The organism is Catenuloplanes niger (assembly GCF_031458255.1).
GTDB lineage: Bacteria > Actinomycetota > Actinomycetes > Mycobacteriales > Micromonosporaceae > Catenuloplanes > Catenuloplanes niger.
Genome location: NZ_JAVDYC010000001.1, coordinates 8,563,582 through 8,588,650, shown reverse-complemented (window position 1 = coordinate 8,588,650; position 25,069 = coordinate 8,563,582). Strand labels below are relative to the sequence as shown.

At 73.9% G+C, this 25,069-nt stretch carries 26 protein-coding genes; 11 read left to right on the top strand and 15 right to left on the bottom strand.

Annotation, left to right across the window (positions count from 1 at the left end; all coding sequences use genetic code 11):
• Positions 1-3: 3 nt before the first annotated feature.
• The 9 genes from J2S44_RS37790 to J2S44_RS37750 form a co-directional block, all read right to left on the bottom strand.
• A complete protein-coding gene (locus tag J2S44_RS37790) occupies positions 4-519 on the bottom strand; it encodes a phage tail protein (RefSeq protein WP_310424524.1) in 516 nt (171 codons plus the stop codon).
• Positions 516-2,039, bottom strand: a complete 1,524-nt coding sequence (locus tag J2S44_RS37785; RefSeq protein ID WP_310424522.1) for a phage tail sheath subtilisin-like domain-containing protein — start codon at positions 2,037-2,039, stop codon at positions 516-518. The genes J2S44_RS37790 and J2S44_RS37785 overlap by 4 nt, the downstream gene beginning before the upstream one ends.
• 9 nt (positions 2,040-2,048) lie before the next feature.
• Positions 2,049-2,501, bottom strand: a complete 453-nt coding sequence (locus J2S44_RS37780) for a phage tail protein (protein WP_310424520.1) — start codon at positions 2,499-2,501, stop codon at positions 2,049-2,051.
• A gap of 29 nt (positions 2,502-2,530) precedes the next feature.
• On the bottom strand, positions 2,531-4,807 hold the full coding sequence (locus J2S44_RS37775) for a phage tail sheath family protein (RefSeq protein WP_310424518.1): 2,277 nt from the start codon (positions 4,805-4,807) through the stop codon (positions 2,531-2,533).
• 12 nt (positions 4,808-4,819) lie between these two features.
• Positions 4,820-5,518: a hypothetical protein gene (locus J2S44_RS37770; RefSeq protein ID WP_310424516.1), complete on the bottom strand. Its 699-nt coding sequence runs from the start codon at positions 5,516-5,518 to the stop codon at positions 4,820-4,822.
• Positions 5,515-6,090: a Pvc16 family protein gene (locus J2S44_RS37765; protein WP_310424514.1), complete on the bottom strand. Its 576-nt coding sequence runs from the start codon at positions 6,088-6,090 to the stop codon at positions 5,515-5,517. The genes J2S44_RS37770 and J2S44_RS37765 overlap by 4 nt, the downstream gene beginning before the upstream one ends.
• A 77-nt stretch (positions 6,091-6,167) precedes the next feature.
• Positions 6,168-8,888, bottom strand: coding sequence for a helix-turn-helix transcriptional regulator (locus tag J2S44_RS37760; protein WP_310424512.1), 2,721 nt, complete (start codon positions 8,886-8,888; stop codon positions 6,168-6,170).
• A 281-nt stretch (positions 8,889-9,169) separates the two neighbouring features.
• Entirely contained in the window at positions 9,170-9,529 is a 360-nt protein-coding gene (locus J2S44_RS37755; RefSeq protein ID WP_310424510.1) for a hypothetical protein, read from the bottom strand.
• Positions 9,529-9,675, bottom strand: a complete 147-nt coding sequence (locus tag J2S44_RS37750) for a hypothetical protein (RefSeq protein ID WP_310424508.1) — start codon at positions 9,673-9,675, stop codon at positions 9,529-9,531. The genes J2S44_RS37755 and J2S44_RS37750 overlap by 1 nt, the downstream gene beginning before the upstream one ends.
• Before the next feature lie 97 nt (positions 9,676-9,772).
• On the opposite strand from J2S44_RS37750, the gene J2S44_RS37745 reads away from it, so the two are divergent.
• The 6 genes from J2S44_RS37745 (at position 9,773) to J2S44_RS37720 (ending at position 15,345) form a co-directional block, all read left to right on the top strand.
• On the top strand, positions 9,773-10,828 hold the full coding sequence (locus J2S44_RS37745) for an efflux RND transporter periplasmic adaptor subunit (protein ID WP_310424506.1): 1,056 nt from the start codon (positions 9,773-9,775) through the stop codon (positions 10,826-10,828).
• 29 nt (positions 10,829-10,857) lie between these two features.
• Positions 10,858-11,553 (top strand): ABC transporter ATP-binding protein, encoded by a 696-nt coding sequence (locus J2S44_RS37740; protein WP_310430107.1) that lies wholly within the window; start codon positions 10,858-10,860, stop codon positions 11,551-11,553.
• Positions 11,550-12,761: an ABC transporter permease gene (locus J2S44_RS37735; protein ID WP_310424504.1), complete on the top strand. Its 1,212-nt coding sequence runs from the start codon at positions 11,550-11,552 to the stop codon at positions 12,759-12,761. Before J2S44_RS37740 ends, J2S44_RS37735 begins: the two co-directional genes overlap by 4 nt.
• Before the next feature lie 54 nt (positions 12,762-12,815).
• On the top strand, positions 12,816-13,601 hold the full coding sequence (locus J2S44_RS37730) for an alpha/beta fold hydrolase (RefSeq protein WP_310424502.1): 786 nt from the start codon (positions 12,816-12,818) through the stop codon (positions 13,599-13,601).
• 139 nt (positions 13,602-13,740) lie between these two features.
• Positions 13,741-14,826, top strand: a complete 1,086-nt coding sequence (locus J2S44_RS37725) for an endo-1,4-beta-xylanase (protein ID WP_310424500.1) — start codon at positions 13,741-13,743, stop codon at positions 14,824-14,826.
• 117 nt (positions 14,827-14,943) lie between these two features.
• Complete coding sequence (locus J2S44_RS37720) at positions 14,944-15,345, top strand: hypothetical protein (RefSeq protein ID WP_310424498.1); 402 nt, start codon at positions 14,944-14,946, stop codon at positions 15,343-15,345.
• Positions 15,346-15,419: 74 nt separating this feature from the next.
• Here J2S44_RS37720 and J2S44_RS37715 read toward each other — a convergent pair whose 3' ends face one another.
• Positions 15,420-15,812 carry an MmcQ/YjbR family DNA-binding protein gene (locus tag J2S44_RS37715; RefSeq protein WP_310424496.1) on the bottom strand — a complete coding sequence of 131 codons (393 nt, stop codon included), beginning with the start codon at positions 15,810-15,812 and terminating at the stop codon, positions 15,420-15,422.
• A 119-nt stretch (positions 15,813-15,931) separates the two neighbouring features.
• Here J2S44_RS37715 and fdhA point away from each other — a divergent pair, with 119 nt between their 5' ends.
• Both fdhA and J2S44_RS37705 read left to right on the top strand, forming a co-directional pair.
• Complete coding sequence (gene fdhA, locus J2S44_RS37710) at positions 15,932-17,176, top strand: formaldehyde dehydrogenase, glutathione-independent (protein ID WP_310424494.1); 1,245 nt, start codon at positions 15,932-15,934, stop codon at positions 17,174-17,176.
• Between the two features lie 247 nt (positions 17,177-17,423).
• Positions 17,424-18,974, top strand: a complete 1,551-nt coding sequence (locus J2S44_RS37705; protein ID WP_310424492.1) for an outer membrane protein assembly factor BamB family protein — start codon at positions 17,424-17,426, stop codon at positions 18,972-18,974.
• A gap of 149 nt (positions 18,975-19,123) precedes the next feature.
• On the opposite strand, the gene J2S44_RS37700 is transcribed toward J2S44_RS37705, so the two are convergent.
• From J2S44_RS37700 to J2S44_RS37680, 5 genes are all read right to left on the bottom strand, one after another.
• Positions 19,124-19,687, bottom strand: a complete 564-nt coding sequence (locus J2S44_RS37700) for a TetR/AcrR family transcriptional regulator (RefSeq protein WP_310424491.1) — start codon at positions 19,685-19,687, stop codon at positions 19,124-19,126.
• A complete protein-coding gene (locus tag J2S44_RS37695; protein WP_310424489.1) occupies positions 19,684-20,364 on the bottom strand; it encodes a DsbA family oxidoreductase in 681 nt (226 codons plus the stop codon). Before J2S44_RS37695 ends, J2S44_RS37700 begins: the two co-directional genes overlap by 4 nt.
• Positions 20,364-20,498: a hypothetical protein gene (locus J2S44_RS37690; RefSeq protein ID WP_310424487.1), complete on the bottom strand. Its 135-nt coding sequence runs from the start codon at positions 20,496-20,498 to the stop codon at positions 20,364-20,366. Before J2S44_RS37690 ends, J2S44_RS37695 begins: the two co-directional genes overlap by 1 nt.
• 158 nt (positions 20,499-20,656) lie before the next feature.
• Complete coding sequence (locus J2S44_RS37685) at positions 20,657-20,848, bottom strand: ferredoxin (protein WP_310424485.1); 192 nt, start codon at positions 20,846-20,848, stop codon at positions 20,657-20,659.
• Positions 20,845-22,044, bottom strand: a complete 1,200-nt coding sequence (locus J2S44_RS37680; RefSeq protein WP_310424483.1) for a cytochrome P450 — start codon at positions 22,042-22,044, stop codon at positions 20,845-20,847. The genes J2S44_RS37685 and J2S44_RS37680 overlap by 4 nt, the downstream gene beginning before the upstream one ends.
• Before the next feature lie 74 nt (positions 22,045-22,118).
• Here J2S44_RS37680 and J2S44_RS37675 point away from each other — a divergent pair, with 74 nt between their 5' ends.
• From J2S44_RS37675 to J2S44_RS37665, 3 genes are all read left to right on the top strand, one after another.
• Positions 22,119-22,256 carry a hypothetical protein gene (locus J2S44_RS37675; protein ID WP_310424481.1) on the top strand — a complete coding sequence of 46 codons (138 nt, stop codon included), beginning with the start codon at positions 22,119-22,121 and terminating at the stop codon, positions 22,254-22,256.
• 76 nt (positions 22,257-22,332) lie between these two features.
• Positions 22,333-23,253: a TSUP family transporter gene (locus tag J2S44_RS37670; RefSeq protein WP_310424479.1), complete on the top strand. Its 921-nt coding sequence runs from the start codon at positions 22,333-22,335 to the stop codon at positions 23,251-23,253.
• Between the two features lie 503 nt (positions 23,254-23,756).
• On the top strand, positions 23,757-24,920 hold the full coding sequence (locus tag J2S44_RS37665; RefSeq protein ID WP_310424477.1) for a S8 family peptidase: 1,164 nt from the start codon (positions 23,757-23,759) through the stop codon (positions 24,918-24,920).
• Positions 24,921-25,069: the final 149 nt, after the last annotated feature.

Genomic DNA, 25,069 nt, shown 5'->3' with positions numbered 1-25,069 from the left:
GTCTCACCTCAATCCGCTCAGCCGCGACAGCGCGGCGTCCGTGCCGACCTTGGTCAGCCCCTCGTGCGCGATCTCCAGCGCCTCGACCGCGACCGCGTTCTGTTCCGCGTGCAGGTCCGGGCCGGTCCACTTGGCCGCCAGACCACCCCGGAAGGCCCAGGCCACCGCGGGTACGCCGCTCGGCGCGAGCAGCAGCACGGCGCCGTCCCGGCGGGCGCCGAGCGAGTCCGCGAGACCGGCCACGTACCAGGCCCAGAGGCCGGCGTCGCGGGCCACGCCGCGCTTGAGCGTGATCCGGTTCCAGCTGTGCCGGACCGGCAGCTGGTGCACGGAGTCGTTCCGCCCGCCCTCGGCGTGGGAGATCACCTCCAGTTGCGCGCCGAGCCCGGTCACCTCCTGGAACGCGCCGGCCGCGACCATCGGCAGCAGCTGCGCCTGCGCGGGCGGCAGGTAGGCGTCGCCCGGGTCGAGCGTGACCAGGAACCGGTACTTCGGCAGCGGATCCAGCGGCGTCGTCATCGTTCGATCACCTCCAGGCCGCGGTCCTGGCCCAGGACGAGCCGGATCTCGATGAACTCCATCGGCGTCGCCGGCAGCACCTCGACGTCGCAGACGACCCGGCCGGGGTCGCCGCCGGGCGGGTTGTTCTCCTCGTCGCACCGCACCCGGAACGCCGCCTCGGGCCGGTCACCGGCGAGCGCACCGGCCCGGTACGCGTCCAGCAGCACCGACGTCACGCCGCGCACCAGCGCCAACCGCAGCTCCGGCCCGTTGACGTCGAAGACCAGCGGCCCGGCGATCCCGCGGATGGCGCGCACCAGCACGTGCATCAGGCGGCGGTGCGCCACGTACCGCCCGCCGGGCACGGCCGACGGTGTGCGCCCGCCCCACACGCCCAGGCCCTGGCCGGGCGCGCAGCGCAGCAGGTTGACGCCGCCGGTGAACAGCCGGGTCTGCTGCGGCGCGGGCAGTTCCTCGGCCAGGTCGACCGCCTCGAGCAGCACCGCGTTCGCCGGGGTGTGGTGCGCGCCGCGTTCCGCGTCCAGCCGGGCGATCAGCCCGGCCACGTGCCCGGACGGCGGCACCGTGCGCAGCGGCGCGCCGGCGTCGGGCACCCGTATCCACGGGTGGTAGACCGCGGCGGCCCGCACGTCGTCGGTGGACAGCCCGGCCAGCCAGTCCAGCGCCGCGTCCGCGCCGCGCACCGGCACGTCGACGAGGACCAGCCGGTCCTTGGCCGCCTCGGCCGCGGCGAGCAGGGCCCGCACCGTCCCGGTGCGCACCGGCTCGGCCAGGTCGCCGGCCAGGTCCGGCGCCGCGACCAGCGCCGGTTCGGGCAGCTCGGCCTGGGTCTCGATCGCCCGCGCGTACTCCTCCGGCGTCGGCGGCTCGTCCGTGCCGCCGGTGAGGGACAGCTCCCAGCGCGCGGTCAGCGGGCCGGCCGGCTCGGTCGCGCCGGCCGGCACCGGGTCGCCGGCCGGCAGCAGCCGAATCAGCCGGGATTCGGCGAGCCGCCGCTCCACGTCGGCCGGTGGCACGTCCGGGAACACCTCGGCGGGCTCGCCGGGCAGGCTGACCCGCACGGTCAGCGACGGCGGCCCCGCCACGCTGCTGGCCCGGAACCGGATCGACACCCGCACCCGGCCGCCCCACGCGCCGGGGCTGGCCGCCACCACCCGGTAGCGGGCGTACCGGAAACCGCCGCGCGCCGGGCCGCCCGGCAGCCAGCGCCCGTCCCGCACCTCACCGAGGACCCAGTCGGCGGCCGCGGTTCCGCTCGCACCGGCCAGCCGGATCACCCAGGCGGCCCGGCCGCCGTTCTCGAAGAACCCGCGCAGCGCGTACGGCGTGGCGGCCGCGCCGTCCGGCGGGCCGAACGCGCCGGCCGCGTCGTCCCGGCCGGTGACCCGGACCGGCTCACCGGCCGGCCCGCGCGTGGTCCGGCCGAGGAACACCGCCACGTCGGTACGCAGCGGCGCGGGCTCGGCCGGCGGCGGCACCGCGGTGAGCGTGAGCCCGGGCAGCGAGGTGACGGTCATGGTGGCCCGCTACGCGATCGTCAGGCTCTCGACGCTCAGCACGAGCGTCTCCATGGCGATCTCGTTCTTGCCCGCGGCCAGTGACGGCCCGGTGTACTTCGTCGGCCAGGCGCGGTCGAAGTTCCACCGCATGACCTCCTGCCGGTTCTCGTCGAGCAGCAGGATCGACCCGGACGTACGCCGGACGCGCCCGTTGAGGGCCTCGACGATCCACTGCCAGAAGCCGACGTGCCCGGTGATCCCGCGCTTCAGCGTGATGTTGGTGAACTTCTTCAGGCCCGGGATCTTGCGGACCGTGATGTCCTCCGCCCCGGTGCGGTACTCGATCGGCGGTATCTCCAGCTCCAGGCCGCTCACCTCGGTGAACGCGCCACTGACCGCGACGCCGTCGTCGCTGACGTTGGTGACGATGACCTGGAAGTTGTATGCGGCGTACGGGTCGTCCCGGACGACGGGCGGCATCGCTCCCCCTCTCTGTCGAAGGTGCCGGCTCAGGCCAGCTGGGTCTCGCGGGTCTTCTGCTGCACGCGGAACACGACGAACTCGGCCGGATGCACCGGCGCGACGCCGACCACGCAGATCAGCCGCCCGTTCAGCACGTCGTCCTCGGTCATCGTGGTGCGGTCGCAGGCGACGAAGAACGCCTCGTCCGGCGTGGTCCCGGCGAGCGCGCCGCTGCGCCAGACGGTGCCGAGGAAGTTCTCCACGGTCTGCCGGACCAGCGCCCACAGCGACTCGGCGTTCGGCTCGAACACCACCCACTGGGTGCCTTCGTCGATCGACTCCTCCAGGAACAGGAACAGCCGGCGCACGTTGACGTACCGCCACGCCGGGTCGGACGACAGCGTCCGCGCGCCCCACACCCGATGGCCCTGCCCCGGGAAGAAGCGCAGCGCGTTGATCCCGCGCGGGTTGAGCAGGTCCTGGTGGCGGCGGGTCAGGTGCTGGGCGAGCCCGTCGCGGGCGCGGATGCCGCGGATGATCGCGTTGGCCGGGGCCTTGTGCACGCCGCGCTCCACGTCGACGCGCGCGTAGATGCCGGCCACGTGCCCGGACGGCGGCAGGTCGACGGCGGCGCCGGTGACCGGGTGCAGCGTCGTCACCCACGGCTGGTAGAGCGCGGCGTAGCTGGTGTCGAACGGCTCCCGGAACTCCAGCACGCCGTCGACGCCCAGGCCCTCGCGCGGGTCGAGGATCGCGAACCGGTCCTTCATGTACTCGCAGTGCGCGATCAGCGCGGACTGCACCGTGCCGGACCACATGCCGGGCACCGCGACGATCGCCACCTCGTCCACGTCCTCCAGTGCCACGATGCCGGTACGGGCACCGCTGCCGCCGTCCGCGCCGGCGAAGTCCGCCACGCTCAGCCCGGCGTAGCCGTCGTCGCCGTCGGCCAGGCCCAGCCCGCCGCCGTCCGGCAGGCTCGGGAACAGCAGCGGCTCGCCGTCGCCGGCCGGCAGCGCGACCAGCGGGCCCAGCCCTTCGGCGCGGACCAGCTGGGATCGGCTGTTGACCGCGGTCACCAGGCTCGACGGGCCGTCGCCGAGCAGCCGCAGGTTGCCCAGGCGCTCGGTGACCGCGTCGCCGCGCGCGTCCGAGTAGCCCGCGGTGACCTCAGCCTCGACCAGCGTGAGCCGGTCGTTCTCCAGCAGCCCGGCCGGGAGCGTGCCGTCGATCGTGACCTCGTCGCCGCGGATCGCGGTCACCCGCCGGGTGCGGATCGTCCCGGCGGAGTCGATCTGCACGAGCGCGTCCGGGTAGAGCCGGGACGCGCCCGCGACCCGCACCGCGGCGCCGTCGGCCGAGGTGGCCCGGCGCACCCGCTGCACGGCGGTGCCGGCCGGCCACGCCGGATGGTCCGCGGTGGCGAACGTCAGCACGACCTCGCCGTCGGACGGCGCGCCGACGGTCACCCGGTGCCGGCCCGCGCCGACCCCGACCCACACCTGGTCCGGCAGCTCGTCCGGGTCGAGGCCGGGAACGGCGCGCACGGTCACCGTGGCCGAGTCCGCCGCCGCGGCCTCGGCCAGCGTGGTGACGAACGGACGGCCCTCGCCCGGGTCGGCCTGCAGCGGCAGCGTCGCACCGGCGACCGGCGTGACGTGCACGCGCAGGCCCTGGCCCCACACGCCCGGGCTCGCGGCGGTGAACCGGACGCTGTCGCCGGTGCCGCCGCCGGCCACCCGCAGGTGGTCGCCGCGGGCCGCGCTCAGCCCGGCGACCAGCGGGTCGGCCAGCTCGACCCGCGGGCCGGACGCCGAGTAGGACGCGATGGACGTGGTCTGCAGCGCCGCCGTGCCGTCGCCGCGCCACACCTCGACCGGCTGCCCGGCACCGGCGAACCCGATCAGGCTGCGCACGTCCACCGTGGTGCCACCGGCCGCGGCGTCCCGCGTCACCGCGGTGGTCAGCCCGAGGCCGAGCACGCCGGACGCGGCGGTCGCGCCGCCCGGGACCACGCGCTTGACGTACAGCCGCTGCCCGCCGTTCTCGAAGAAGCCCTTCACCGACAGCGGGAACGTCCACCACCGCCCGCCCTCGGCCGCGTCGTCCGCCCAGAGCGCGGCGGCCGGACCGGGGTCGGGCAGGTAGCCGCCGAACGTGCTCTGGAACTCCAGGAAGTTGGTGACCAGCACCGGTTTCCCGGTGGCCGGGCCGCGGGCGGTCACGCCGACCATGCCCGCCGTGCTGGTGCTCACGCCGGCGATGGGCCGTGGCCCCGCGTCGACCTCCTCGACGTACACGCCAGGGCTCAGGTATTCGGGCATCGGCGTCGCTCCTCACTCACTGATCTCGATGGGGTGGGACAGGGCGGCGTCCTCCGGCAGTCTCAGCTCGGCCTGCCCGGTGCGGCCCGGCCGCTCGGTCGCCGTGAGCGTGACGAGCTCCCCCGGTGTCCCGGCGAGCCACCGCAGCGGCAGCCGGAACGCCCCGGTCTCGTCACCGAGCACGCGCTCCCGCCAGCCCCGCAGCCCGCCGTCGGCCGTGCCGGCGGTCTCGACCAGCGCGTTCGCCACCGGAGCGCCGGTGCCGGCACGGCGCACGACGCCGTGCACCACGGGCAGCCCGGGCGGGAACGCGAACGCCGGCCCGGGCAGCAGCCGCACGGTCTCCGGCTCGGCCGCGATGCGCGGCGGACGGTCGTCGTCGAACGGGTAGGCCAGGAACTCTCGGCCGACCTTGGCCGCGTCGAACGGCTCGTCGTCCGCCGGGTACATCGGGCGGAGTCCGGGCGCCGCGAACCGGGCCCGGTAGAGCACCGGCTCGGCCGTCCACGGCTCACGCCGCCGGCCCAGCCCGGGGTACGCCACCACGCCGCTCGGCGTCACCACCGGTGCCACACCGGTCGGCTGCCACGCGGCGCCGTCCCACCGGTCCAGCTCGACCACGAGGCGGGCCGCGACGTGCCGGCGGTGGAACTCGTCCCACGGCATCAGCCAGGCCGGGCTGTGCAGCAGCCGCCGCCCGACGCCGATCACCGCGGCACCGTCCCCGTCACCAGCGACCGCCGCAGCACCGGCGACGCCGCGGACTCCGTCGTGGAGTCCAGGTTGACCACCCGCACCTCGTAGTTCAGCGAGAGCCGGTAGGGCTTCTGCAGCGCGTACCACACGTAGGACTTCTGGTCGAGCGTCAGCGGGGTGAGCGTCAGGTGCAGCGCGTCGGTGCTGCCGGCCAGCCCGCCGCCGAGCTGCGCGCCGTTGAAGATCGCGTCGTCGTACAGCGTCTGCATCACCCGGCCGAGCATCTGGTGCTGGGTGACCTGGTCGCCGCCCCACGCCGTGAACAGGTATCGCAACAGCAGCGCCATCGGCGGTTTACGGGTGCGCAGCGGGCTGCCGGCGACCGGCTCGACGCGCACCGGCGGCCGGTTGCGCGACGCCGGGTCCTCCGCGATCTCGTACAGGAAGATGGTGAGCTTGGGCGTCGGGTACTGCACCGGCTCGGAGAGATCGTTGAGTTCGGCCGCGATGCCCATCGGGCTGAGCGCGGCGTTCAGCACGTCGCGCAGCGTCGTGGACACGTCCGCGATGACGTTGTGATCCCCCATGAACGGCCCCCCGAGTGCCGGCGTCCTGCACCCGGAACGGTAGGACCGCGTGGGCACCCGGGGCGCCGATGAAATCCCTAGTCGGCTCCCTGGGGTATCTGCCCGATCATGTGGGCCAGCTCGGCCCGGGACCGCACGCCGACCTTGCGGAAGACGCTGCGCAGGTGGAACTCGATCGTCTTCGGGCTGACGTAGAGCGCGCCGGCCGCCTCCCGGTTCGTGGCGCCGTGGCCGACCAGCAGCGCCACCTTCCGCTCCTGCAGCGTGAGGCCCGCGATAACCGGCGCCGGCGCGGCCGGGGCCCACGCGCCGCCCGGCAGCGCACGCCGGGCCCGGTCCGCCCAGGGACGCGCGCCGAGCCGGTCGAACGTGGCCGCGGCCGCGGCCAGCACCTCGGCCGCGCCGGGCCGGTCGTGCGCGACGCGCCACTCGCCGAGGCAGAGCTCCGTGCGGGCCCGGTCGAACACCGGCAGGTCCCGCGCCAGCGCCGCGGCGAACGCGTCCTCGGCCCCGGCGGGCGGGGCGAGCAGCGCGGCACAGCGCGCGTCGTCCGCGCCGTGCTCGCGGTGCGCGGCCACGGCGCTGCGGGCCACGTCCCGGTGCCCGGCCGCGATCGCGGCCTCCACCAGGTCGGGCAGCCAGGAGAGGTCGGCCGGGCCGCCCCGGGTCAAACCCTGCAGCCGCGCGTACGCCGCCGCGTGCTCGCCCGCGCCCAGTGCCAGCAGGCCCTCCACCACGTCCACCGCCCGGCCCAGGCCGTCCAGCCGCCGGTGCGCGCAGACGTCCCGGAACCGCTCCAGCGTGGCCGCGCACTCCGCGTGGTCGCCGCGCGCCGCCGCGACCTGGGCCAGCGTGAGCAGCGCCGCCGCGCCGTCCGTCGCCTGACCGAGCTCGTCGGCCAGGTCGGCCGCCTCGGCCGCGAGCGCCCGCGCCCCGTCCCAGTCGCCGGTGTAGCGGTGCAGCTCCGCGCAGAGCGCCAGCAGCGACGGCAGGATCCCGTACGCGGACAGGTCCCGGGCCCGGCCGAGCGACTCGAACGCCAGCCGCGCGGCCGCCTCCCGCTCCCCGAACGCGGCCAGCACCGCCGGCGCGGTCACCCAGAGCACCCGCCACCAGGTCACCGGCGCGTCCGCGTCGGTGACCACCCGGTCCAGCGCGGCCCGGCGATCGGCCAGCACCCGCCGGGCCTCGTCCAGCGCGCCGCCGCGGGCCAGGATCGCGGCGTGCTGCACCGCGCACAGGTCGCGCAACCCCGGTGCGCCGTTCGCCGCGATCTGCCGGGCCTGCTGCGCCGCGACCGTGGCGCCGTGCGGCGCGCCGGCCAGCCAGGACGCCTCCGCCGCGTCGAGCAGCATCAGCACGGCCGCGTCCGGGTCGTTGTCCCGCACCCGCACGGCCTCGCGGATCAGCAGCCGGTACGCCTGGGCGGGGCAGCCGCGCCGGTACTCCACGCGCGCGGCCAGCGCCTGCACGTTCGCCCGCACCCAGACGTCGTCGCCGAGCCGGCGGGCGCCCTCGAGCACCTCGTCGGCCGCGACCGCGACGCCGGCCGCCTGCCACAGTTCCGCGGTGCGCACGCACCGCTGCGCCCGGGTCCGGCCGTCCTCACTGAGCTCCGCGGCCCGCTGCATGAGCTGCGCGGCGTCGCTGACCGCGGCCGTACCGACGGACGTCCGGGCCGCGCGCTCCAGCTCCGCGGCCGTCTCCTCGCCGGGCCCGAGCGCGGCGCAGCCCAGGTGCCGGGCCCGGGTGCCACCGGACGTCACGGCCGCGATCGCCCGGTGCACGGCGCGCCGGTGCGCGACCGAGGCCTCGTGGTACGCGACCGCGCGCAGCAGCGGATGCCGGAACGTGACGCCGCCCGCGCCCAGGTCGATGACGCCGTGCGTCTCCGCGGACTCCAGCGCCGCGGCCGGCAGCCCCTGCGCGTCCAGCACGGCCAGCACCGCCGGCAGCCCGATCTCCCCGGCGGCCGCGGCCACCACCAGCGCGGCGCGCTCGACCGGTCCGAGCGGCGCCAGCCCGGGCAGCAGCGCCCGGTGCGTCGCACCGCCGACCGGTGGCGGATCGGGCAGCGGGTCGGTGCCGGCGCGCTGGCCCGGGGTCAGCACGCCGGGCAGCTCGGCCAGCGCCAGCGGTACGCCACCGGCGGCCGCGACCAGGCGGTCCGCGACAGCCGGCACGATCGGGTCCGCGCTCGCGCGGCGCAGCAGCTGCCGGCTGGCCGCCGCGTCCAGCGGCGGGATCCGGTACGTGGGCACGCCGCAGTCGTCCTCGTCCAGGCATTCCCGGCCGGAGGCGAGGATCACGCCGACCGGCACCGTGCCCGCGCGCCGGGCCGCGAACAGCAGCGCGGCCTGCGAGGTCTCGTCCCACTGGTGCACGCCGTCCACCAGGACCAGCACCGGTACGTCGTCGGCCGCGGCCGCGAGCAGGCTGAGCGTGCCGGCCGCGATCGCGAAGACGTCGTCGGTGGACTCCGCGGAGACCGCGAGCCCGGCCGAGAGCGCGGTGCGCTGCCGTTGCGGGATGCGCGGCAGCAGCGGCAACAGCGGCCGGAGCAGGCCGTGCAGCCCGGCGAACGGCAGGCCGGTCTCGGCCGGCACCCCGGCGGCGGTGAGGACCCGCAGATCGTGCGCGCGGTCCGCGGCGTACCGCAGCAGCGCGGTCTTGCCCATGCCGATGTCACCGGTGAGCATCAGGCTGCCGCCGGCCCCCGCGCGCAGTTCGTCAATGACGGTGCCGAGTAACCGGCATGCCGTTTCTCGCCCGAAAAGTTCTACTCCCCCCGAAAGCATGAGAACGATTCTAATGAGATCGGTGCAACCACCCCGGAGCCGCGGAGATCCACATATTCCGGAACGCATCCTTACCGTTACGCAGGGCATCCAAGGGCGTCACCCGGACCACCCCAGGTGCGACATATGGGCTGCTCACGCCTTTGCTTGCGCGGGGTTAAGCAATTACTCCGCATTCACTGTGTCCAATCTTTTACATGCTGAGAGCGTCGCCCTTAGATCATTTACCGCCTCCGGCGCGCCCATTGTGATCACTGATCCCAGGGACGATCCTGGGGATTTCATCGGTCCACGATGGAGGCCGGCGTGTCGGTGGTCAGCGGCGCCGGCGCGGACTCGGCGATCAGCCGCCGGTCCGCGGTGTAGAGCGCGACGCGGTGCCCGGTCCTCGTGCCGAGTTGTCGCAGCAGGGGGCCGACCTCGTCCCACGACCGGTGCGTGGCCGCGAAGCCGCGTAGCTCCTCGTGCACGGCCTTGTCGTCGGCGAGGGAGCGGCCCTGCTGTCGTGCGATGGCCTGGGTGGTGGTCTTCACCGCCGGCCAGGCCGTGCCGGTGACCGCGCAGACGGCCACCAGCGTCGAGGTGGCCAGCAGCCGCACCAGGATGCTGCGGTGCAACGGGACCGAGTGGCGGCGGCCCATCAGGCGCCGCCGATCCGGCGGAGGCCGGCCGGGTCCGGCGGTGTCACCGACCGGCGCGGCAACCCGCGGACGCGGGCCGTCAGCACGCGCGAGCTGTACGGTTCCGCCGGGTAGTCGTCCACGGCGACCAGCACAGATGCACTCACGCCGGGCACTATAGGCGGATCATGTCGCTGATGTCGCCATGCGAATCGTTGTCGTCGGCCAACAGGTTCCTGACTCCTCGCCGTGAGGATCGCTGCGATGAAAACACGCATCGCACTCATGCTCATCGCGGTGGCGGTGACGGCGGCGGCCGGTGGCGCGCTGCTGATCTGGAACACCCAGCGCGATGTCGCCCCGGACCCGGCGGCCGACGCCGTCACGGCCGCGACCGCGCAGGTCGTCCGCACCGATCTGAGCGACACCCGCACGCTGCAGGGCACGCTCGGTTTCGGTGCCTCCCGGCCGGTCAAGGGCCATGGCGGGACGGTCACCTGGCTGCCGGCGGCCGGCGCGACGATCACGCGCGGTGAGCCGCTGTTCCGGGCGGACGACCGGCCGGTGACCCTGCTCTACGGCGAGGTGCCGCTGTTCCGCGAGCTCCGGGACCCGCTGTCGACCGGGCAGGACGTGCGGGTGGTCGCGAACAACCTGAGTGCGTTCGGCTACACGGTCGGCAGTCTCGGCGGGAACCCGCAGGCGCCGCGCTACACCGAGACATTGATCCTCGCGGTCAAGGCCTGGCAACACGACACCGGCCGCACCGCCAACGGTGTGATCAACCCGGCCGACTTCGTGGTGCTGCCCGGCGAGGTCCGCGTCGACTCGCTGTCCGCGCAGACCGGCGACGCCGCCGCGGCACCACTGATGTCGGTGACGCCGACGACGAAGGTCATCTCGATGGACGTCGAGGCCGCCGACCTGACCGTCGCCAAGGTCGGCGGCGCGGTCACGGTGACGCTGCCGGACGGGAAGACGGCCCCGGGCCGGATCACGGACATCAGCGCCACGCCGCAGCAGGCGGCGACTGCCGTGCAGGCACCGGACACGTCCACGGCCATGATCAAGCTCGACGATCCCGGCGCGCTCACCGCGTTCGAGTCCGGGACGGTCAGCGTGGACGTCGTCTCCCGGACCGTCCGGGACGTGCTGGCCGTGCCCGTCGGGTCGCTGCTGGCGCTGGCCGAGGGCGGGCACGCGGTCCAGCTCGCCGACGGCACGCTCGTCGCGGTCGAGACCGGCATGTTCGCCGGCGGCCTGGTCGAGGTCAGCGGCCCCGGCCTGGCCGAGGGTCAGACGGTGGTGACCACGTCGTGACCGCGGTCATCGAGGTCCGGGACGCGCGGATGGACCATCCCGGCGGCGTCACCGCGCTGCACGGCGTCTCGATCACCATCGAGGCCGGCGAGTTCGTCGGCATCGTCGGCCCGTCCGGCTCCGGAAAATCCACTCTGCTCAACATCATGGGTACGCTCGACCGCCCCACCTCCGGCACCGTGCACCTGCACGGCGAGGACGTCGCCACGCTCAGCGACCGGCGGCTCTCCGCGCTGCGCGGCCGCGCGCTCGGCTTCGTGTTCCAGCAGTGCCACCTGACCGACGGGCTGACCGCGGCCGAGAACGTCGCCACCGGGCTGCTCTACGCGGGCGTGCCCCGCCGGCACCGGCGCGCGACCGCGCTCGCGGCGCTGGAACGCGTCGGGCTCGGGCATCGCACCGGCCACCGCGCGCATCAGCTCTCCGGCGGTGAGAAGCAGCGGGTCGCGATCGCCCGCGCGCTGGTCAACGATCCGGCGCTGGTACTGGCGGACGAGCCGACCGGCGCACTGGACACCCGGAACGGGCAGGCCGTTCTGGACCTGCTCCGCCGCCTGCACGAGGAGGGCACCACCATCGCCGTCATCACCCACGACCGGGACATCGCCGCGCGCCTCCCCCGCCGCATCGAGATCCTCGACGGCCGCGTGGTCAGCGACGCGCGCACCCCGGCAGCCGCCGCGCCCACGGTCGTGCTGCCCGCCGTCGACCGGACGCGCCGATGAGCCGGCACGACAGCCGGGACCTGACCCGGCCGGCCCGGCTCTCCCCGCGCGACCTGCTCTCCCTGGGCCTGGTCGGGATCCGCACCCGGATGGCCCGCGCCGCCCTGTCCGCGCTCGGCATCTCCATCGGCATCGCGACCATCATCGTGGTCACCGGCATCCCCGCGTCCAGTCAGCGCGCGCTCGCGGAGGAACTGTCCCGGCTCGGCACCAACCTCCTGCAGGCGGTGCCCCGCGACCCGGACAGAGGACAGTTCCCGCAGAACGCCGTCGAGACGGTCGCCAGGATCGGCCCGGTCTCCGGCGTCAGCGCGGTGGCGAACGTGCACAGCACGGTACGCCGTTCGGACGCGGCCGACGACCACTCCGGCACCGGCCTGACCGTGCTGGCCGGGCGCCTCGACCTGCTCCCCGTGCTCGACGCGCGGATGGGTCAGGGCAGCTGGCTGTCGCCCGCGACCGAGAAGTACCCGGCGGTCGTGCTCGGCGCGGTCTCCGCGGCCCGGCTCGGCATCACCTCGGTCGTCATCGACGGGACCGCTCCACAGATCCTGATCGGTGACCGGTTCTTCACCGTCGTCGGCATCCTCGCCGCCACGCCGACCTCACCGGACATCGACCGGTCGGTGCTGGTCGGCTGGCCCGCCGCGGCCACCTACCTGGGCTTCGACGGCCACCCCACGGTCGTCTACGTACGGTCCCGGGAGGACGCGGTCGAGGCGGTCCGCGCGGTGCTGCCCGCGACCATCGACCCGGAGAGCCCGGGCGGTGTCCAGGTCAGCCGCCCGTCCGACGCGCTCACCGCCAAACGTGCCGCGGATTCCACGTTCTCGTCGCTGTTCCTCGGTCTCGCCGCGGTCGCCCTGCTGGTCGGCGGCATCGGCGTCGCCAACACCATGGTGATCTCGGTGCTGGAGCGCCGCGCCGAGATCGGCCTGCGCCGCGCGCTCGGCGCCAGCCGGGGCCAGATCCGCGGCCAGTTCATGACCGAGTCCACCGCGCTGGCCCTGCTCGGCGGCCTGGCCGGCGTCACGCTCGGCCTGCTCGCCACGGTCGGTTACGCCACGGTCCAGGGCTGGCCGGTGGTCGTTCCGCTCTCCTCGGTCGCGTCCGGTCTCGGCGGCGCGCTGCTCGTCGGCGTGCTGGCCGGCCTCTACCCGTCCGTGCGCGCGTCCCGGATGACCCCGACCGCCGCGCTCGCCACCTGAGCGCACATCCCACGTGCCGGGGCGTGGCATCGCGGTGTCCCGTAAGGTCGCGGCGTGTTCGCGTACGAGGTGGGCGCCGGCCGCCCGGTGGTGCTGATTCATGGGTTCGGGCTCGATCATCGGAGCCTGCTGCCGCTGGAGGCGACGTTCACCCGGGTGGGTGGCTGGCGGCGGATCTATCTCGACCTGCCCGGGGCCACCGGGTCGCCGGCCGGCGATGTGGCCGGCTCGCAGGAGGTGGCGGACGCGGTGGTCGCCGAGATCCGCGGGCGGCTCGGTGAGGAACCGTTCGCGGTGCTGGGGTGTTCGTTCGGCGGGATGATCGCCCGCCACGTCGCCCATGAGCTGCGGCCGCGGGTGCTCGGGCTGGCGACCCTGGTCGGCGTCTTCGTCGCCGCGCACGACCGCCGGGCCGTGCCGCCCCGCACGGTGCTGCGACGGGATCTCGACGTGGCGGCGCTGCTCGGGCCCGCGGTCACGCAGTACCGGGAGGACGCCGTGGTCGAGTCGGTGGACGACGCACGGGCGTTCCTGGAGTACCTGCTGCCCGGGCTTGACGGCGCCGATCAGCGCGCCCTGGAGCTCGTCGCGCGGCGCTACTCGCTCGACCGGGAACCGGAGGACGCGCACCCGGAGCCCTTCCGGCAGCCGGCACTGCACGTCACGGGCCGGCAGGACCACGTCGTCGGGTACGCCGACGCCTGGCGCCGGGTCGAGCACTACCCGCGTGCGTCGTTCGTGACGCTCGACGCGGCCGGGCACAACCTGATGTTCGAACAGCGGCAGCTGTGCGCGGCCCTGGTCGCCGACTGGCTGGAGCGGATCCGGCGGGACGCCTGACCTTCGAAAGTTTCGGTCTCTTATCGGCAGAATCCACATATCGCAGGCAGTGAGCATTGACGTTGTTCGCTGCGTTGCTTAGCGTGCGATGCGGTCGCTTTCGGGGAGAATTCCGGAACTTTGACAGGGAGGGGTCTCGATGAGGAGGAACCGTGTCGCCGTGGCCGCGATGGCGGTCGTGGTGCTCGCCGGCGGCTGGACCGCGCCGGCGCAGGCGGGCGGGCGGGAGGACACGCTGCGGAAGGCGGCGCCGCACGGGCTGCGGATCGGCACCGCGGTGGCCGGCGGCGGGCACCACCTGGAGCAGGAGTACCCGGATCCGTTCACCGCGGACCGGGCGTACCGGCGGGTGCTGGCACAGCAGTTCAGCTCGGCGAGCCCGGAGAACCAGATGAAGTGGGAGTTCATCCATCCCGGGCGGCACGAGTACCGGTTCGGGCCGGCGGACGCGATCGTGCGGTTCGCGCGGCAGAACGGGCAGGCGGTGCGCGGGCACACGCTGCTCTGGCACAGCCAGAACCCGGCGTGGCTGACCGAGGGCACGTTCACCAAGGCGGAGCTGCGGGCGATCCTGAAGGACCACATCCTCACCGTGGCCGGACGGTACCGCGGGCAGATCCACCAGTGGGACGTGGCCAACGAGATCTTCGACGACAACGGCGCGTACCGGCAGGAGAACATCTTCATCCGGGAGCTCGGGCCGGGCATCGTCGCGGACGCGTTCCGGTGGGCGCACCGGGCCGACCCGCACGCGCAGTTGTTCCTCAACGACTACGGCGTGGACTGGCCGGGTGCGAAGGTGGACGCCTACGAGGCGCTGGCCCGGCAGTTGCTCGCGGACGGCGTACCGCTGCACGGTTTCGCCTCCCAGGCGCACCTGAGCACGCGGTATCCGGCGCCGGACCAGCTCCGGACCGTACTGCAGCGCTTCGACGACCTCGGTCTGCACACCGCGATCACGGAGCTGGACGTGCGGATGGACCTGCCGGAGGGCGGCGTGCCGACCGCGGAGCAGCTGGCCACGCAGGCGACGTACTACACGACCGTGCTGGACGCGTGCCTCGCGGTCGACGGCTGCAACTCGTTCACGATCTGGGGCTTCACGGACAGGTACTCGTGGGTGCCGCACTTCTTCCCGGCCGAGGGCGCCGCGACCGTGATGTGGGACGACTTCCGGCGCAAACCCGCCTACTACGCGCTGCGGGACACGCTGGCCGCGGCGTAACCCGGGACGGGCATCAGCGGGTCCCACCGTCGCCTCGCCGGCGACGGTGGGACCCCGCCCCTGTTACCCGAACGCGGGTCTGCCGGGGCGCGCCGGCCCGGTCGTACGCTGGCCGCCGTGAACGAACATGTGACCAGGCCACGGGCGCTGACCTGGGCGGTCGTGCTGCTGATCGTGAGTGCGGTGCCGTGGACGCTGGTGTTCCTGGACAACACGGTGGCCGCGGTGCGCGAACCGGTCTACGGCGGGTCCGAGGGCGGGCTGCTGCTGCTCAACCTCGGCTACCTCGGCCTGGTCCTGACGCTGCCCGGCGGGCGTCGGGGCGCGCTGTGGACGGTCACCGTGGGCACGGTCCTGTTCGACGTGGCGATGGCGGCCGGCACGGTGACGCTGTTCGCCGAGGGCCAGGCGGCGGTCGCGCTGCTCAGCCTCTTCACGATCCTCACCTCCGGCGCCGGCCTGGTCCTGCTGTGGAGCCCGGCGGCCCGCGACCACCTGGAGTTCCGCCGCGCGCGCTGAGCCCCCGCGGCCGACAGCGAGCGTCGGCCGTCAGCGAGCGTCGGCCGTCAGCGGCCGTCAGCGGGCGTCGGCCGTCAGCGGGCGTCCAGGCGGGCGACGCGGCGTTTGCCGGCGGTCCGGCGATAGCTGGCGTCGAGCAGTTCCGCGACCTCGGCCCAGTCGGTGCCGTCGTCGAGGTCGACGCCGACCCAGCCGGCCGGGCCCAGGTAGGCGGGCAGGTAGCCGCGGTCGCCGCCCAGCAGCGCGGCGCGGTCGTCCGGGTCTGCGAGCACCAGCAGCGACCGCTCGTGCTGCACCCACTCGCCGTCCACCTTCAGCGAGCCGCCGTAGTAGGCGAAGACCTTGGTCGTGTAGAACGCCGGATGGCCGTGCGAGATCTTCTCCGCCGCGTCCGGGAACGCGAGCGCGATCTCCCGCACCCGCCGCAGCAGCGGATCGGCGTCGTCGAACATGATCGGATGCGTCATGCCCCACAGTGTGCCGGGGCGTGATGTCGGTTTGGGCGGGAGTCGCCACAATCGACGGTTCCGTAACGGCCCGGGACGCGCGAAGCATGGCGGTGACAGCGGCGTAAAGGGAGGCAACGATGCCAGCCAATCGCGCGGTGATCTATCAGGGGCCGGGGCAGGTCGGGATCCGGGAGATCGACTACCCGGGGTACGAGTTGACGGACGGGCCCGGAGTCAACAAGGCGAACGTGGGGCGGCGGACGCCGCACGGCGTGATCCTGCGGACCGTGGCCAGCAACATCTGCGGCAGTGACCAGCACATGGTGCGCGGGCGGACCACCGCGCCGGAGGGGCTGGTGCTCGGGCACGAGATCACCGGCGAGGTGGTCGACGTCGGGCCGGACGTGGAGTTCATCAGGGTCGGCGACATCTGCTCGGTGCCGTTCAACATCGCCTGCGGGCGGTGCCGCAACTGCAAGGAGGGCAAGACCGGCGTCTGCCTGAGCGTCAACCCGGACCGGCCCGGCTCGGCGTACGGGTACGTCGACATGGGCGGCTGGGTCGGCGGCCAGGCCGAGTACGTGATGGTGCCGTACGCGGACTGGAACCTGCTGCGGTTCCCGGACCGGGACCAGGCGCTGGAGAAGATCCTGGACCTGGCGATGCTGGCCGACATCTTCCCGACCGGCTACCACGGGTGCGTCAGCGCGGGCGTGACCACCGGCTCCACGGTCTACATCGCGGGTGCCGGACCGGTCGGGCTGGCCGCGGCCACGTCCGCCTGGCTGCTCGGCGCGGCCGTCGTGATCGTCGGTGACCTGAACGAGGAGCGGCTGGAGCAGGCGCGCAGCTTCGGGTGCGAGACCGTGAACGTGGCCGACGGCGACCCGGCCGAGCAGGTGCAGCAGATCCTCGGCCGGTCCGCGCCGGCGATCGGGCAGCCGCTGGTCGACGCGGCCGTCGACGCGGTCGGGTTCGAGGCGCGCGGCCACGGGGCCGACGCGCGCACCGAGATGCCGGCCACCGTGCTGAACTCGCTGATGGACCTCACCCGCGCCGGTGGTGCGATCGGCGTGCCCGGGCTCTACGTGACCGGCGACCCCGGCGGCGTGGACGAGGCCGCACGGGTCGGGTCGCTGTCGCTGCGGCTCGGGCTCGGCTGGGCGAAGTCGCACTCGTTCGTGACCGGCCAGTGCCCGGTGATGAAGTACAACCGGGGCCTGATGATGGCGATCCTGCACGACCGGGTGCGGATCGCGGAGAACGTGAACGCGACCCCGATCCCGCTGGACCAGGCCGCCCGCGGCTACCAGGACTTCGATCGGGGCGCGGCCCGCAAGTACGTCCTCGACCCGCACGGCATGTGCGGCTCCCGCGCCTGAGTCACGCGGCGGTCGTGGCGCCCACCCGGGGCCACGACCGCCGCGCTCCGGCCCCGACACGTCGGCCGTCACAGGTCGACTGTCGCACCGCACCGGCTGTCGCACCGCATCGGCCGGAAGAGCCCCGGAAGTTCCGGTGACCAGCAGTCGCACCATCTGACATTCACGCACTTGAATGCATCGATAGTGCTCCGTAACGTCGGCCCGGCGACCGGCGCGCCCCGCGCACGGCGGGGAGGAGTGCGGAGTGAGGACGGCAGCACTGGCGACGGTCATCCTGATGCTCAGCGCCACGGCGGCGACCGCCGCGACACCCACGGACGACACCGGCACGGTACGCGGCCGGTGGTCGATGGGCGGCCACGACCTGGCGAACAGCCGCTCCAACCCGGGCGAGCGGGTCCTCGGCCCGCGGACCGCCGGGCGGCTCGCGGTCGACTGGACCGCGACCACCGCCGGGGACGTCTCGGCCACGCCGGCGGTGGCCGACGGCGCCGTCTACGTCCCGGACTGGGGCGGCACGCTGCAGAAACTCGACGCGCGCACCGGCGCGGTGCGGTGGACCCGGTCGGTGCCGGAGCTGTCCGGCGTGGCCGGCACGTTCTCCCGGACCAGCCCGGTCGTGCACGGCGACACCGTCTACCTCGGCACGCAGGCCGGCGCCGTGCTGCTCGCGCTCGACGCCCGCACCGGTGACCTGCGCTGGCGTACCGCGACGGACCCGCACCCGCAGGCGATCCTCACCTCGTCGCCGGTGATTCACGACGGCGTGCTCTACCAGGGCGTGTCGTCGCTGGAGTTCCTGCTCGCCGGCGACCCGGCGTACGACTGCTGCACGTTCCGCGGCAGCCTGGTCGCGGTCGACGCGCGCACCGGCGCGGTCCGCTGGAAGTCGCACACGCTGCCGGACCAGGGCCCGGGCGGCGATGTCTTCAGCGGCGCGTCCGTCTGGGGCAGCACGCCGACCGTCGACCCGCGCAGCGGCACGGTCTTCGCCGGCACCGGCCAGAACTACTCGGTGCCGGACAGCGCCCGGGAATGCCAGGACAACGGGGGTACGCCCGCCGAGTGCCTGCCGGCGTGGAACGCGAAGGACTCGATCGTCGCGTTCGACCTGCGCACCGGGCGGATCAAGTGGTCGACCGGGCCGGAGCGCTTCGACGAGTGGAACCTCGGCTGCGTGCCCGGCTTCCCGCCGAACAACTGCCCGAACCCCGGACCGGACCACGACACCAGCGACGGTACGCACCTGTTCACCCTGCCCGGCAAGCACGGAGAACCACGGCCGGCGGTCGGCGCCGGGCAGAAGAGCGGCGAGTTCTGGATGCTCGACGCCGCGACCGGGGAGATCATCTGGAGCGCGTCGGTCGGCCCCGGCTCGGTCCTCGGCGGCATCGAGTGGGGCACGGCCACGGACGGGCGGCGCATCTACTTCGCGGAGACGAACAACGACCGCGTCCCGTACACGCTGCCGGACGGCCGGACGATCGACTACAGCTCGTTCGGCGCGCTGGACGTGGCGACCGGCCGGGTGCTGTGGCAGGTGCCGGAGCCGCACGGCGGGCTGGCGGTCGGCCCCGCCACGGTCGCGAACGGCGTCGTCTACCACGGCGCGCTCAACGGGTACATGTACGCGCTGGACGCCGCGACCGGCGCGGTGCTGTGGGAGTTCCAGGGCGCGGGCGCGTCGAACGCCGGACCGGCCGTCGTGGACGGACGGCTCTACTGGGGCAACGGCTACCAGCGGCTCGGCGCGGCCAGCACCACGTTCTACTCCTTCGCGCTGCCCCGGCCGTGAGCACGACCCGGCCGTGAGCACGACCCGGCCGTGCACGCGACCCGGCCGTGCACGCGACCCGGCCGTGCACGCGACCCGACCGTGAACGCGACCCGGCCGTGCGCGGACTCCCGGGGCGGGCCGGAACCCGGCCCACCCCGGGGGGGTGGTCAACGGCTGGCCCGCAGGCCCCGCAGCGTGAAGTCGAGGCGGCGGCGGTAGTCGTCGCGGGTCTGGCGGTCGCAGGCCCGGATGATCGCGCCGCGTTCCAGGATCAGCTGCACCAGGTCCTCCGGCGTGATGTCCGCGCGCACCACGCCGGCCGCCTGCGCGTCGGCCAGCAGCCGCCGGCCGACCTCGCAGGACCGGTCGAACAGCGTGGTCAGCGGCGCCGAGTCGGGCAGCACCCGCATCAGCACGTCGTTCGCGGCCGGCTCGTCGAACTGCAGCAGCCAGGTGCGCAGCAGGTACTCCTCGAACCGTTCCAGCGGCCCGTCGAGCGCCTCGACCGCGTCGATGATCTCGCCGATCCGCGCGGCGACGAGCTCGTCGACGACCGCGTCGATCAGCCCGCGCCGGCTGCCGAACCGGTGGTAGATCGTGCCCTTGCTGACCCCGGCGGCCCGCGCCACGTCGTCCAGCGGCACGGTCAGCCCGCCGGTGCGGAACGCGTCGATGGCGGCCCGGCGGATGCCCTCGATGTTCCGCCGGGCGTCCGACCGCAGCGACGTCATGCCGGGGTGGCGGCGCGGTCCTGCCAGCTCACGTCGAGCGCGTGCCGGAACGTCTCCAGCGGCTGGGCACCGGAGACCGCGCGCTTGCTGTCGAAGACGAAGAACGGCACGCCGGTGATCCCGTACTGCCGGGCCTGCCGCAGATCGGCCTGGATCTCCTTCTCGTACCCCTTGGTCTCCAGCGTTTTGATCGCCTCGTCCCGGTCCAGGCCGAGCTCGACCGCGAGGTCGGCCAGCACGGTGTGGTCGGAGACGTCGAGGCCGTCGGTGAACTCGGCCTTGAACATCCGCTTGACGGCGTCGATCTGCCGGCCGTGCGCGTCGGCCAGGTGGATGATCCGGTGCGCGTCCATGGTGTCGGCCATGAGCGCCTTCTCGAACCGGTAGTCCAGGCCGACCTCGGCACCGCGCGAGGCGATCTGCGCGTGCGACGCGTCCAGCTGCGCCTTCGGCAGGCCGAGCTTCGCCACCACGTAGTCGTCCGCGGGGACCGCCCGCGTGATGCCCGGGTGCAGCTGGAAGCTGCGGTAGCGGACCCGCACCGACGAGCCGTGCGGGAACTGCGCGATCGCCTGCTCCAGCACGCCGTGGCCGAGGTAGCAGAACGGGCACACGACGTCGCTCCAGACGTCGATCACGATCGGCTCCGCGGCCGCGCCGAACACGCTCGCGCTCATCAGGCGCACACTCCGTCCACGTCACAGACCGCGGCGTCGTCCGCGGGCTCCAGCATGATCAGGGCCGGGGGCGCGACGGTCTCCGCGTCCTCCGGGACGTCGTCGAGAACGTCCGTCGCTGTACTTGACTCCATGGTCAAGAAGCCTGCACCCAACTTGACGCCGCCGTCAAGATTGTGTGACGTGGAACCACGGCCCGCGCCCGTGCGACGCGGGACCGGCAGGGAGGCCCCCCGGGGCCGACCGGTGCCCGCGGGAGCACCGGCGGCCGAGCCGCCGGGAGCGGGACATGTCAATGCACCTGGATCGCGCCCGACGGGCAGCGGTTGACCGCGTCCTCCACCACGCGGCGCGCGTCCTCCGGCGGTGTCTCGTCGCGCAGGATCACCATGGCCTCGTCCTGGTCCTGGTCGAAGATCGCCGGCGCGGTGAGCACGCACATGCCGGCGCCGATGCAGCGGTCACGGTCCGCGGTGACCTTCATGACCAGGCCACCGGCAGTTCGGCCGGGCCGCGCACCACCGAGTCCGACTTCCAGTCGACCTCGGCGAGCGGCACCGCCAGACGCAGCGACGGTACGCGGGTGGCGAGCCTGCCGAGCACCGCGGCCAACTCCATGCGCGCGATGTGCTGGCCCACACAGGCGTGCGCGCCGTGCCCGAAGCCCAGATGCGGGCCGGGCCGGCGGGCCGGGTCGAACGTGTCGGCGTCCGGCAGCAGCTCGGGATCGCGGTTGCCGGCCTGGATCGCGACGACCACGAAGTCACCCGCGGCGATCTTCTGCCCGTGCAGTTCGGTGTCCTCGACGGCCTGGCGCAGCAGGCCGACGCCGGCCGACAGGTAGCGGACCAGCTCCTCGCCGGTGGCGGCGGACAGTGCCGGGTCCTTGCACAGCGTCTCCCAGTACGCGCGGTGGCCGAGCAGCAGCACCAGGCCGTACGTGATCATCGAGGCGGTGGTGTCGAAGCCCGCGACCAGCAGCGCCGCGTTCATCCGGACCAGCTCCTCGTCCGTCAGCGGCCGGTCGCTGTCCGCGCTGTGCCGGATCATGCGGCTGAGGACGTCGTCGCCCGGCGCGGCGCGGCGCCGCGCGACCTGCTCCATCAGGTACCCGAACAGCGGCGCGAGCGCGGCCTGCAGCTGCGCCGGCGTGGTGTTCGTGCCGAACAGCGTGTAAGCCGCGTCCTGGAGCAGGTGATACTTCTCCGGCGGTACGCCGATCAGCTCCGCGATGACGCCGGTGGTGATCGCGGTGGAGAACTCCCGGTGCAGCGGGAACGGCTCCGGTGAGGCGAGCATCCGGTCGATCGCCTCGTCCGTGATCCGCGCGACCATCGGCTCCATCTCACCCAGCCGGCGCGCGTGGGTGACCTGCGGCGCGAAGTTGCGCCGGATCCGGACGTGCTCCGGCCCGTCCATCTGCGAGAAGCCCCCGATCGGGGCATTCGGGTCGAAGCCGCTGATGACGTGCGCCGCCATGCCGGCGCGGGTGGAGAAGCGGCGCCCGTCGCCGAGCACCTCCCGGATCGTGCGGTAGTCGGACACCAGCCACGCGTCCAGGCCGGTCGGCGTCGCCACCCGGGTGATCCGCTCACCGTCCCGCAGGTCGGCATAGGCGGGCGGCGGATCGAACGGATGGGTGCGCTCCTGCGGCAGCGGCATCATGGGCAGCGTCGTCATCACAAACCCCCCGAGATCATCACAGCGCGTAGTCAATGCCGACCGTACGCTTATTCGACCAAGGTCGATATGCCATGTTGCCGGGCCCCCTGCCCGAGCGCGCCGTCGTGGACGTGGACGACTTCCGGTCGCGGACGGTCGAGCACCTCGACGTAGCCGGCCACGACGGCCTCGCGCCGCGCCGCCGTGACGGTGCGGAAAGGTTCGGGTGACCGGCGGCGGGACCGGTGCCCGCGGGAGCACTCGGGACGCGACCACGCCGGGCGTGGGAAGATCATATTTTGGTCTGTGACGGCGGAGGCGCTGGTGGAGCTGAGCACGGTCGAGTGGGTCGTGCTCGCGGGGGCAGCGTGCCTGATCGGGTTCGCGAAGACGGGGGTCGGCGGGGTCGCGGGCGTGGCGGTGGCCGCGTTCGCGACGGTGCTGCCGGCCAAGGAGTCGACGGCGGCGATCCTGGTGCTGCTGATCGTGGGCGACGTGCTGGCGGTGGCGCTGTACCGCAAGCACGCGGACTGGCGGCTGCTGGTCCGGCTGCTGCCCGCGGTGGTGCCGGGGCTGGTGCTCGGCGCGTGGTTCGTGCACGTCGTCGATCAGGCGGTGATGCGGCGGTCGATCGCGGTCATCCTGCTGGTGATGGTGGCGCTCCAGCTGTGGACGTCCCGGCGCCGGCACGAGGCGGCGTCAGCGGCGGAGGCAGCCTCAGCGGCGGAGGCAGCGTCAGCGGCGGAGCCGGCAGCCGTGTCCGGCACCGAGCCGGCGAGCACGGACGGAACCACACCGGCGACGGCGAACGGCGAGACGTCGACACCCGCGAGCGGCGGCACGTCGGCGGAGGCCCACGGCCGGGCGGCGTGGCGGCAGCGGGTGGAGGCGGCCGTGGTCGGGACGGTGGCGGGGTTCGCGACGATGACGGCGAACGCGGCCGGCCCGGTGATGACGCTGTACCTGCTGCTGTCCGGGCGGACCGTGATGCAGTTGCTCGGCACCGGCGCCTGGTACTTCCTGCTGGTCAACGTGACCAAGGTGCCGTTCAGCGCGGGCCTGGGCCTGTTCAGCGCGGACGCGCTGCTGATGGACCTGCTGCTGGTCCCGGCGCTGCTGGCCGGCGCGGCGGTCGGCTCGCTGGTCGCCCGCCGGATCTCGCTGCGGCTCTTCGGCGACGTGACGCTCGTGCTGACCTCCGTCTCCGCGGTCCTGCTCCTGCTGTGACCCGGGGCCCGCTCCGCCTCGCCACCACCGCCGTCCACGGGCTCCGCCGCTCCCGGCCCGCCCGAACGGTCATCGCCCGGCCGCCGCGAGCACCGCCGCCGGAGGCACGGGCGCCGCGGGCATGGACGCCGCGGGCATGGGCGCCGCGGGCGGGTCGGACCGGTGCACCGCTCGTAGCTCGTCGTCGTCCAGCAGGTACCGGTACGGGCAGAGTTCCGGCCCCGGTGCGCTGCAGGCTCCGCACGGCCGCCCGGGATCGACCACACACCGCTCGCCCGACCCACCGAGTTCCATGCGTCCAGACTGGCCGCACCGGACGCCGACGGTCAGGGTCCGAGGTCCCGTCCCGGCGATCCGTCGGACACCCACCCGAGTGTTTCGTAACCGACGCAACAGGTTCCCGTTCGGATGATCACAGCGTGGCAATTGTCGATTCATCAATGCTCCATAGCGTGTGACGTGCGCCAGAACGGCGCGTCCACGCTCTCGACAGGAGCCACCGCATGTCCATCAGGTCCCTCGGTCTCGCCGCCATCAGCGGCGCGGCCGTCACCGCGCTGCTCGCCGCCCCCGCGCTGGCCGGCACCCCGGTCGGCACCGTTCTCGCGGCCGGCAGCGACACCGCCGTCCCCGGCAGTTACATCGTCGTGCTCAAGGACAGCAGCACCGCCACCCCGGCCGGGATCGCCGGCAAGTTCGGCGGTGAGGTCGACCGGGTCTACGACCGGGCGCTGCGCGGGCTGGCCGGCCGGTTCAGCGCCAGCGAGGCGCGCCGGCTCGCGGCCGACCCGGCCGTCGCCCACGTCGAGCAGAACCAGCGCGTGCGGCTGGCCGCGACCCAGGCGAACCCGCCGAGCTGGGGCCTGGACCGCGTCGACCAGCGGAACCTGCCGCTGAACCGGTCGTACTCGTACCCGGCGAGCCCGGGTGTGCGGATCTACGTGGTGGACACCGGTGTGCGGATCTCGCACGCGGACTTCGGCGGGCGGGCGAGCAACGGTTACGACGCGGTCGACGGCGACGGCGTGGCGCAGGACGGCAACGGGCACGGCACGTTCGTGGCCGCGGTCGCGGCCGGCGCCTCGTACGGCGTGGCGAAGGACGCGTCGATCGTGGGCGTCCGGGTGCTGGACGACAACGGCTCCGGCACCACGGCCGGCGTGATCGCGGGCGTGAACTGGGTGACGGCCAACGCGGTCGCGCCGGCCGTGGCGAACCTCAGTCTCGGCGGCGGCGCCAGCACCACGCTGGACACCGCGGTGCGCAACTCGATCGCTTCCGGGGTCACGTACACGATCGCGGCCGGCAACAGCGGCGTGAACGCGGGCGGCACCTCGCCGGCGCGGGTCACCCAGGCGCTCACGGTCGGCGCCACGTCGAGCACGGACGCGCGCGCGTCCTGGTCGAACTACGGCAGCGTGCTGGACCTGTTCGCGCCCGGCGTGTCGATCACGTCGGCGTGGGCGGCGGGCGACACGGCCACGTACACCGGATCCGGCACGTCGTTCTCGGCACCGCACGTGGCCGGCGCGGCCGCGCAGTACCTGTCCGCGCACCCGGCGGCGAGCCCGGCGACCGTGCACGCCGCGATCGTGGGCAACGCGACGCCGAACGTGGTGTCGAACCCGGGCGCCGGCTCCCCGAACCGCCTGCTCTTCGTGGGCTGATGTCCGGAAATGCCCGGCCCCACCGGGGCCGGGCATCTTATTGATCCACCTGCATTCACCTATCGGTCGCCCGGATCACCTAGAGTCCACAGTCGATCACCCAGCCGCCGCCCCGGTCACCCCCTGACCGGAGTGGACGCTGCCCATCC

Bases quoted from the DNA above. Each gene is read 5' to 3' on its own strand.
- J2S44_RS37690 (WP_310424487.1), bottom strand. From the start codon at position 20,498: ATGGAGTCAAGTACAGCGACGGACGTTCTCGACGACGTCCCGGAGGAC.
- fdhA (WP_310424494.1), top strand. From the start codon at position 15,932: ATGCCAGCCAATCGCGCGGTGATCTATCAGGGGCCGGGGCAGGTCGGG.
- J2S44_RS37790 (WP_310424524.1), bottom strand. From the start codon at position 519: ATGACGACGCCGCTGGATCCGCTGCCGAAGTACCGGTTCCTGGTCACG.
- J2S44_RS37695 (WP_310424489.1), bottom strand. From the start codon at position 20,364: ATGAGCGCGAGCGTGTTCGGCGCGGCCGCGGAGCCGATCGTGATCGAC.
- J2S44_RS37780 (WP_310424520.1), bottom strand. From the start codon at position 2,501: ATGCCGCCCGTCGTCCGGGACGACCCGTACGCCGCATACAACTTCCAG.
- J2S44_RS37765 (WP_310424514.1), bottom strand. From the start codon at position 6,090: ATGGGGGATCACAACGTCATCGCGGACGTGTCCACGACGCTGCGCGAC.
- J2S44_RS37685 (WP_310424485.1), bottom strand. From the start codon at position 20,848: ATGAAGGTCACCGCGGACCGTGACCGCTGCATCGGCGCCGGCATGTGC.
- J2S44_RS37760 (WP_310424512.1), bottom strand. From the start codon at position 8,888: ATGCTTTCGGGGGGAGTAGAACTTTTCGGGCGAGAAACGGCATGCCGG.
- J2S44_RS37680 (WP_310424483.1), bottom strand. From the start codon at position 22,044: ATGACGACGCTGCCCATGATGCCGCTGCCGCAGGAGCGCACCCATCCG.
- J2S44_RS37785 (WP_310424522.1), bottom strand. From the start codon at position 2,039: ATGACCGTCACCTCGCTGCCCGGGCTCACGCTCACCGCGGTGCCGCCG.
- J2S44_RS37740 (WP_310430107.1), top strand. From the start codon at position 10,858: ATGGACCATCCCGGCGGCGTCACCGCGCTGCACGGCGTCTCGATCACC.
- J2S44_RS37755 (WP_310424510.1), bottom strand. From the start codon at position 9,529: ATGGGCCGCCGCCACTCGGTCCCGTTGCACCGCAGCATCCTGGTGCGG.
- J2S44_RS37675 (WP_310424481.1), top strand. From the start codon at position 22,119: ATGTTGCCGGGCCCCCTGCCCGAGCGCGCCGTCGTGGACGTGGACGAC.
- J2S44_RS37715 (WP_310424496.1), bottom strand. From the start codon at position 15,812: ATGACGCATCCGATCATGTTCGACGACGCCGATCCGCTGCTGCGGCGG.
- J2S44_RS37775 (WP_310424518.1), bottom strand. From the start codon at position 4,807: ATGCCCGAATACCTGAGCCCTGGCGTGTACGTCGAGGAGGTCGACGCG.
- J2S44_RS37700 (WP_310424491.1), bottom strand. From the start codon at position 19,687: ATGACGTCGCTGCGGTCGGACGCCCGGCGGAACATCGAGGGCATCCGC.
- J2S44_RS37665 (WP_310424477.1), top strand. From the start codon at position 23,757: ATGTCCATCAGGTCCCTCGGTCTCGCCGCCATCAGCGGCGCGGCCGTC.
- J2S44_RS37745 (WP_310424506.1), top strand. From the start codon at position 9,773: ATGAAAACACGCATCGCACTCATGCTCATCGCGGTGGCGGTGACGGCG.
- J2S44_RS37725 (WP_310424500.1), top strand. From the start codon at position 13,741: ATGAGGAGGAACCGTGTCGCCGTGGCCGCGATGGCGGTCGTGGTGCTC.
- J2S44_RS37735 (WP_310424504.1), top strand. From the start codon at position 11,550: ATGAGCCGGCACGACAGCCGGGACCTGACCCGGCCGGCCCGGCTCTCC.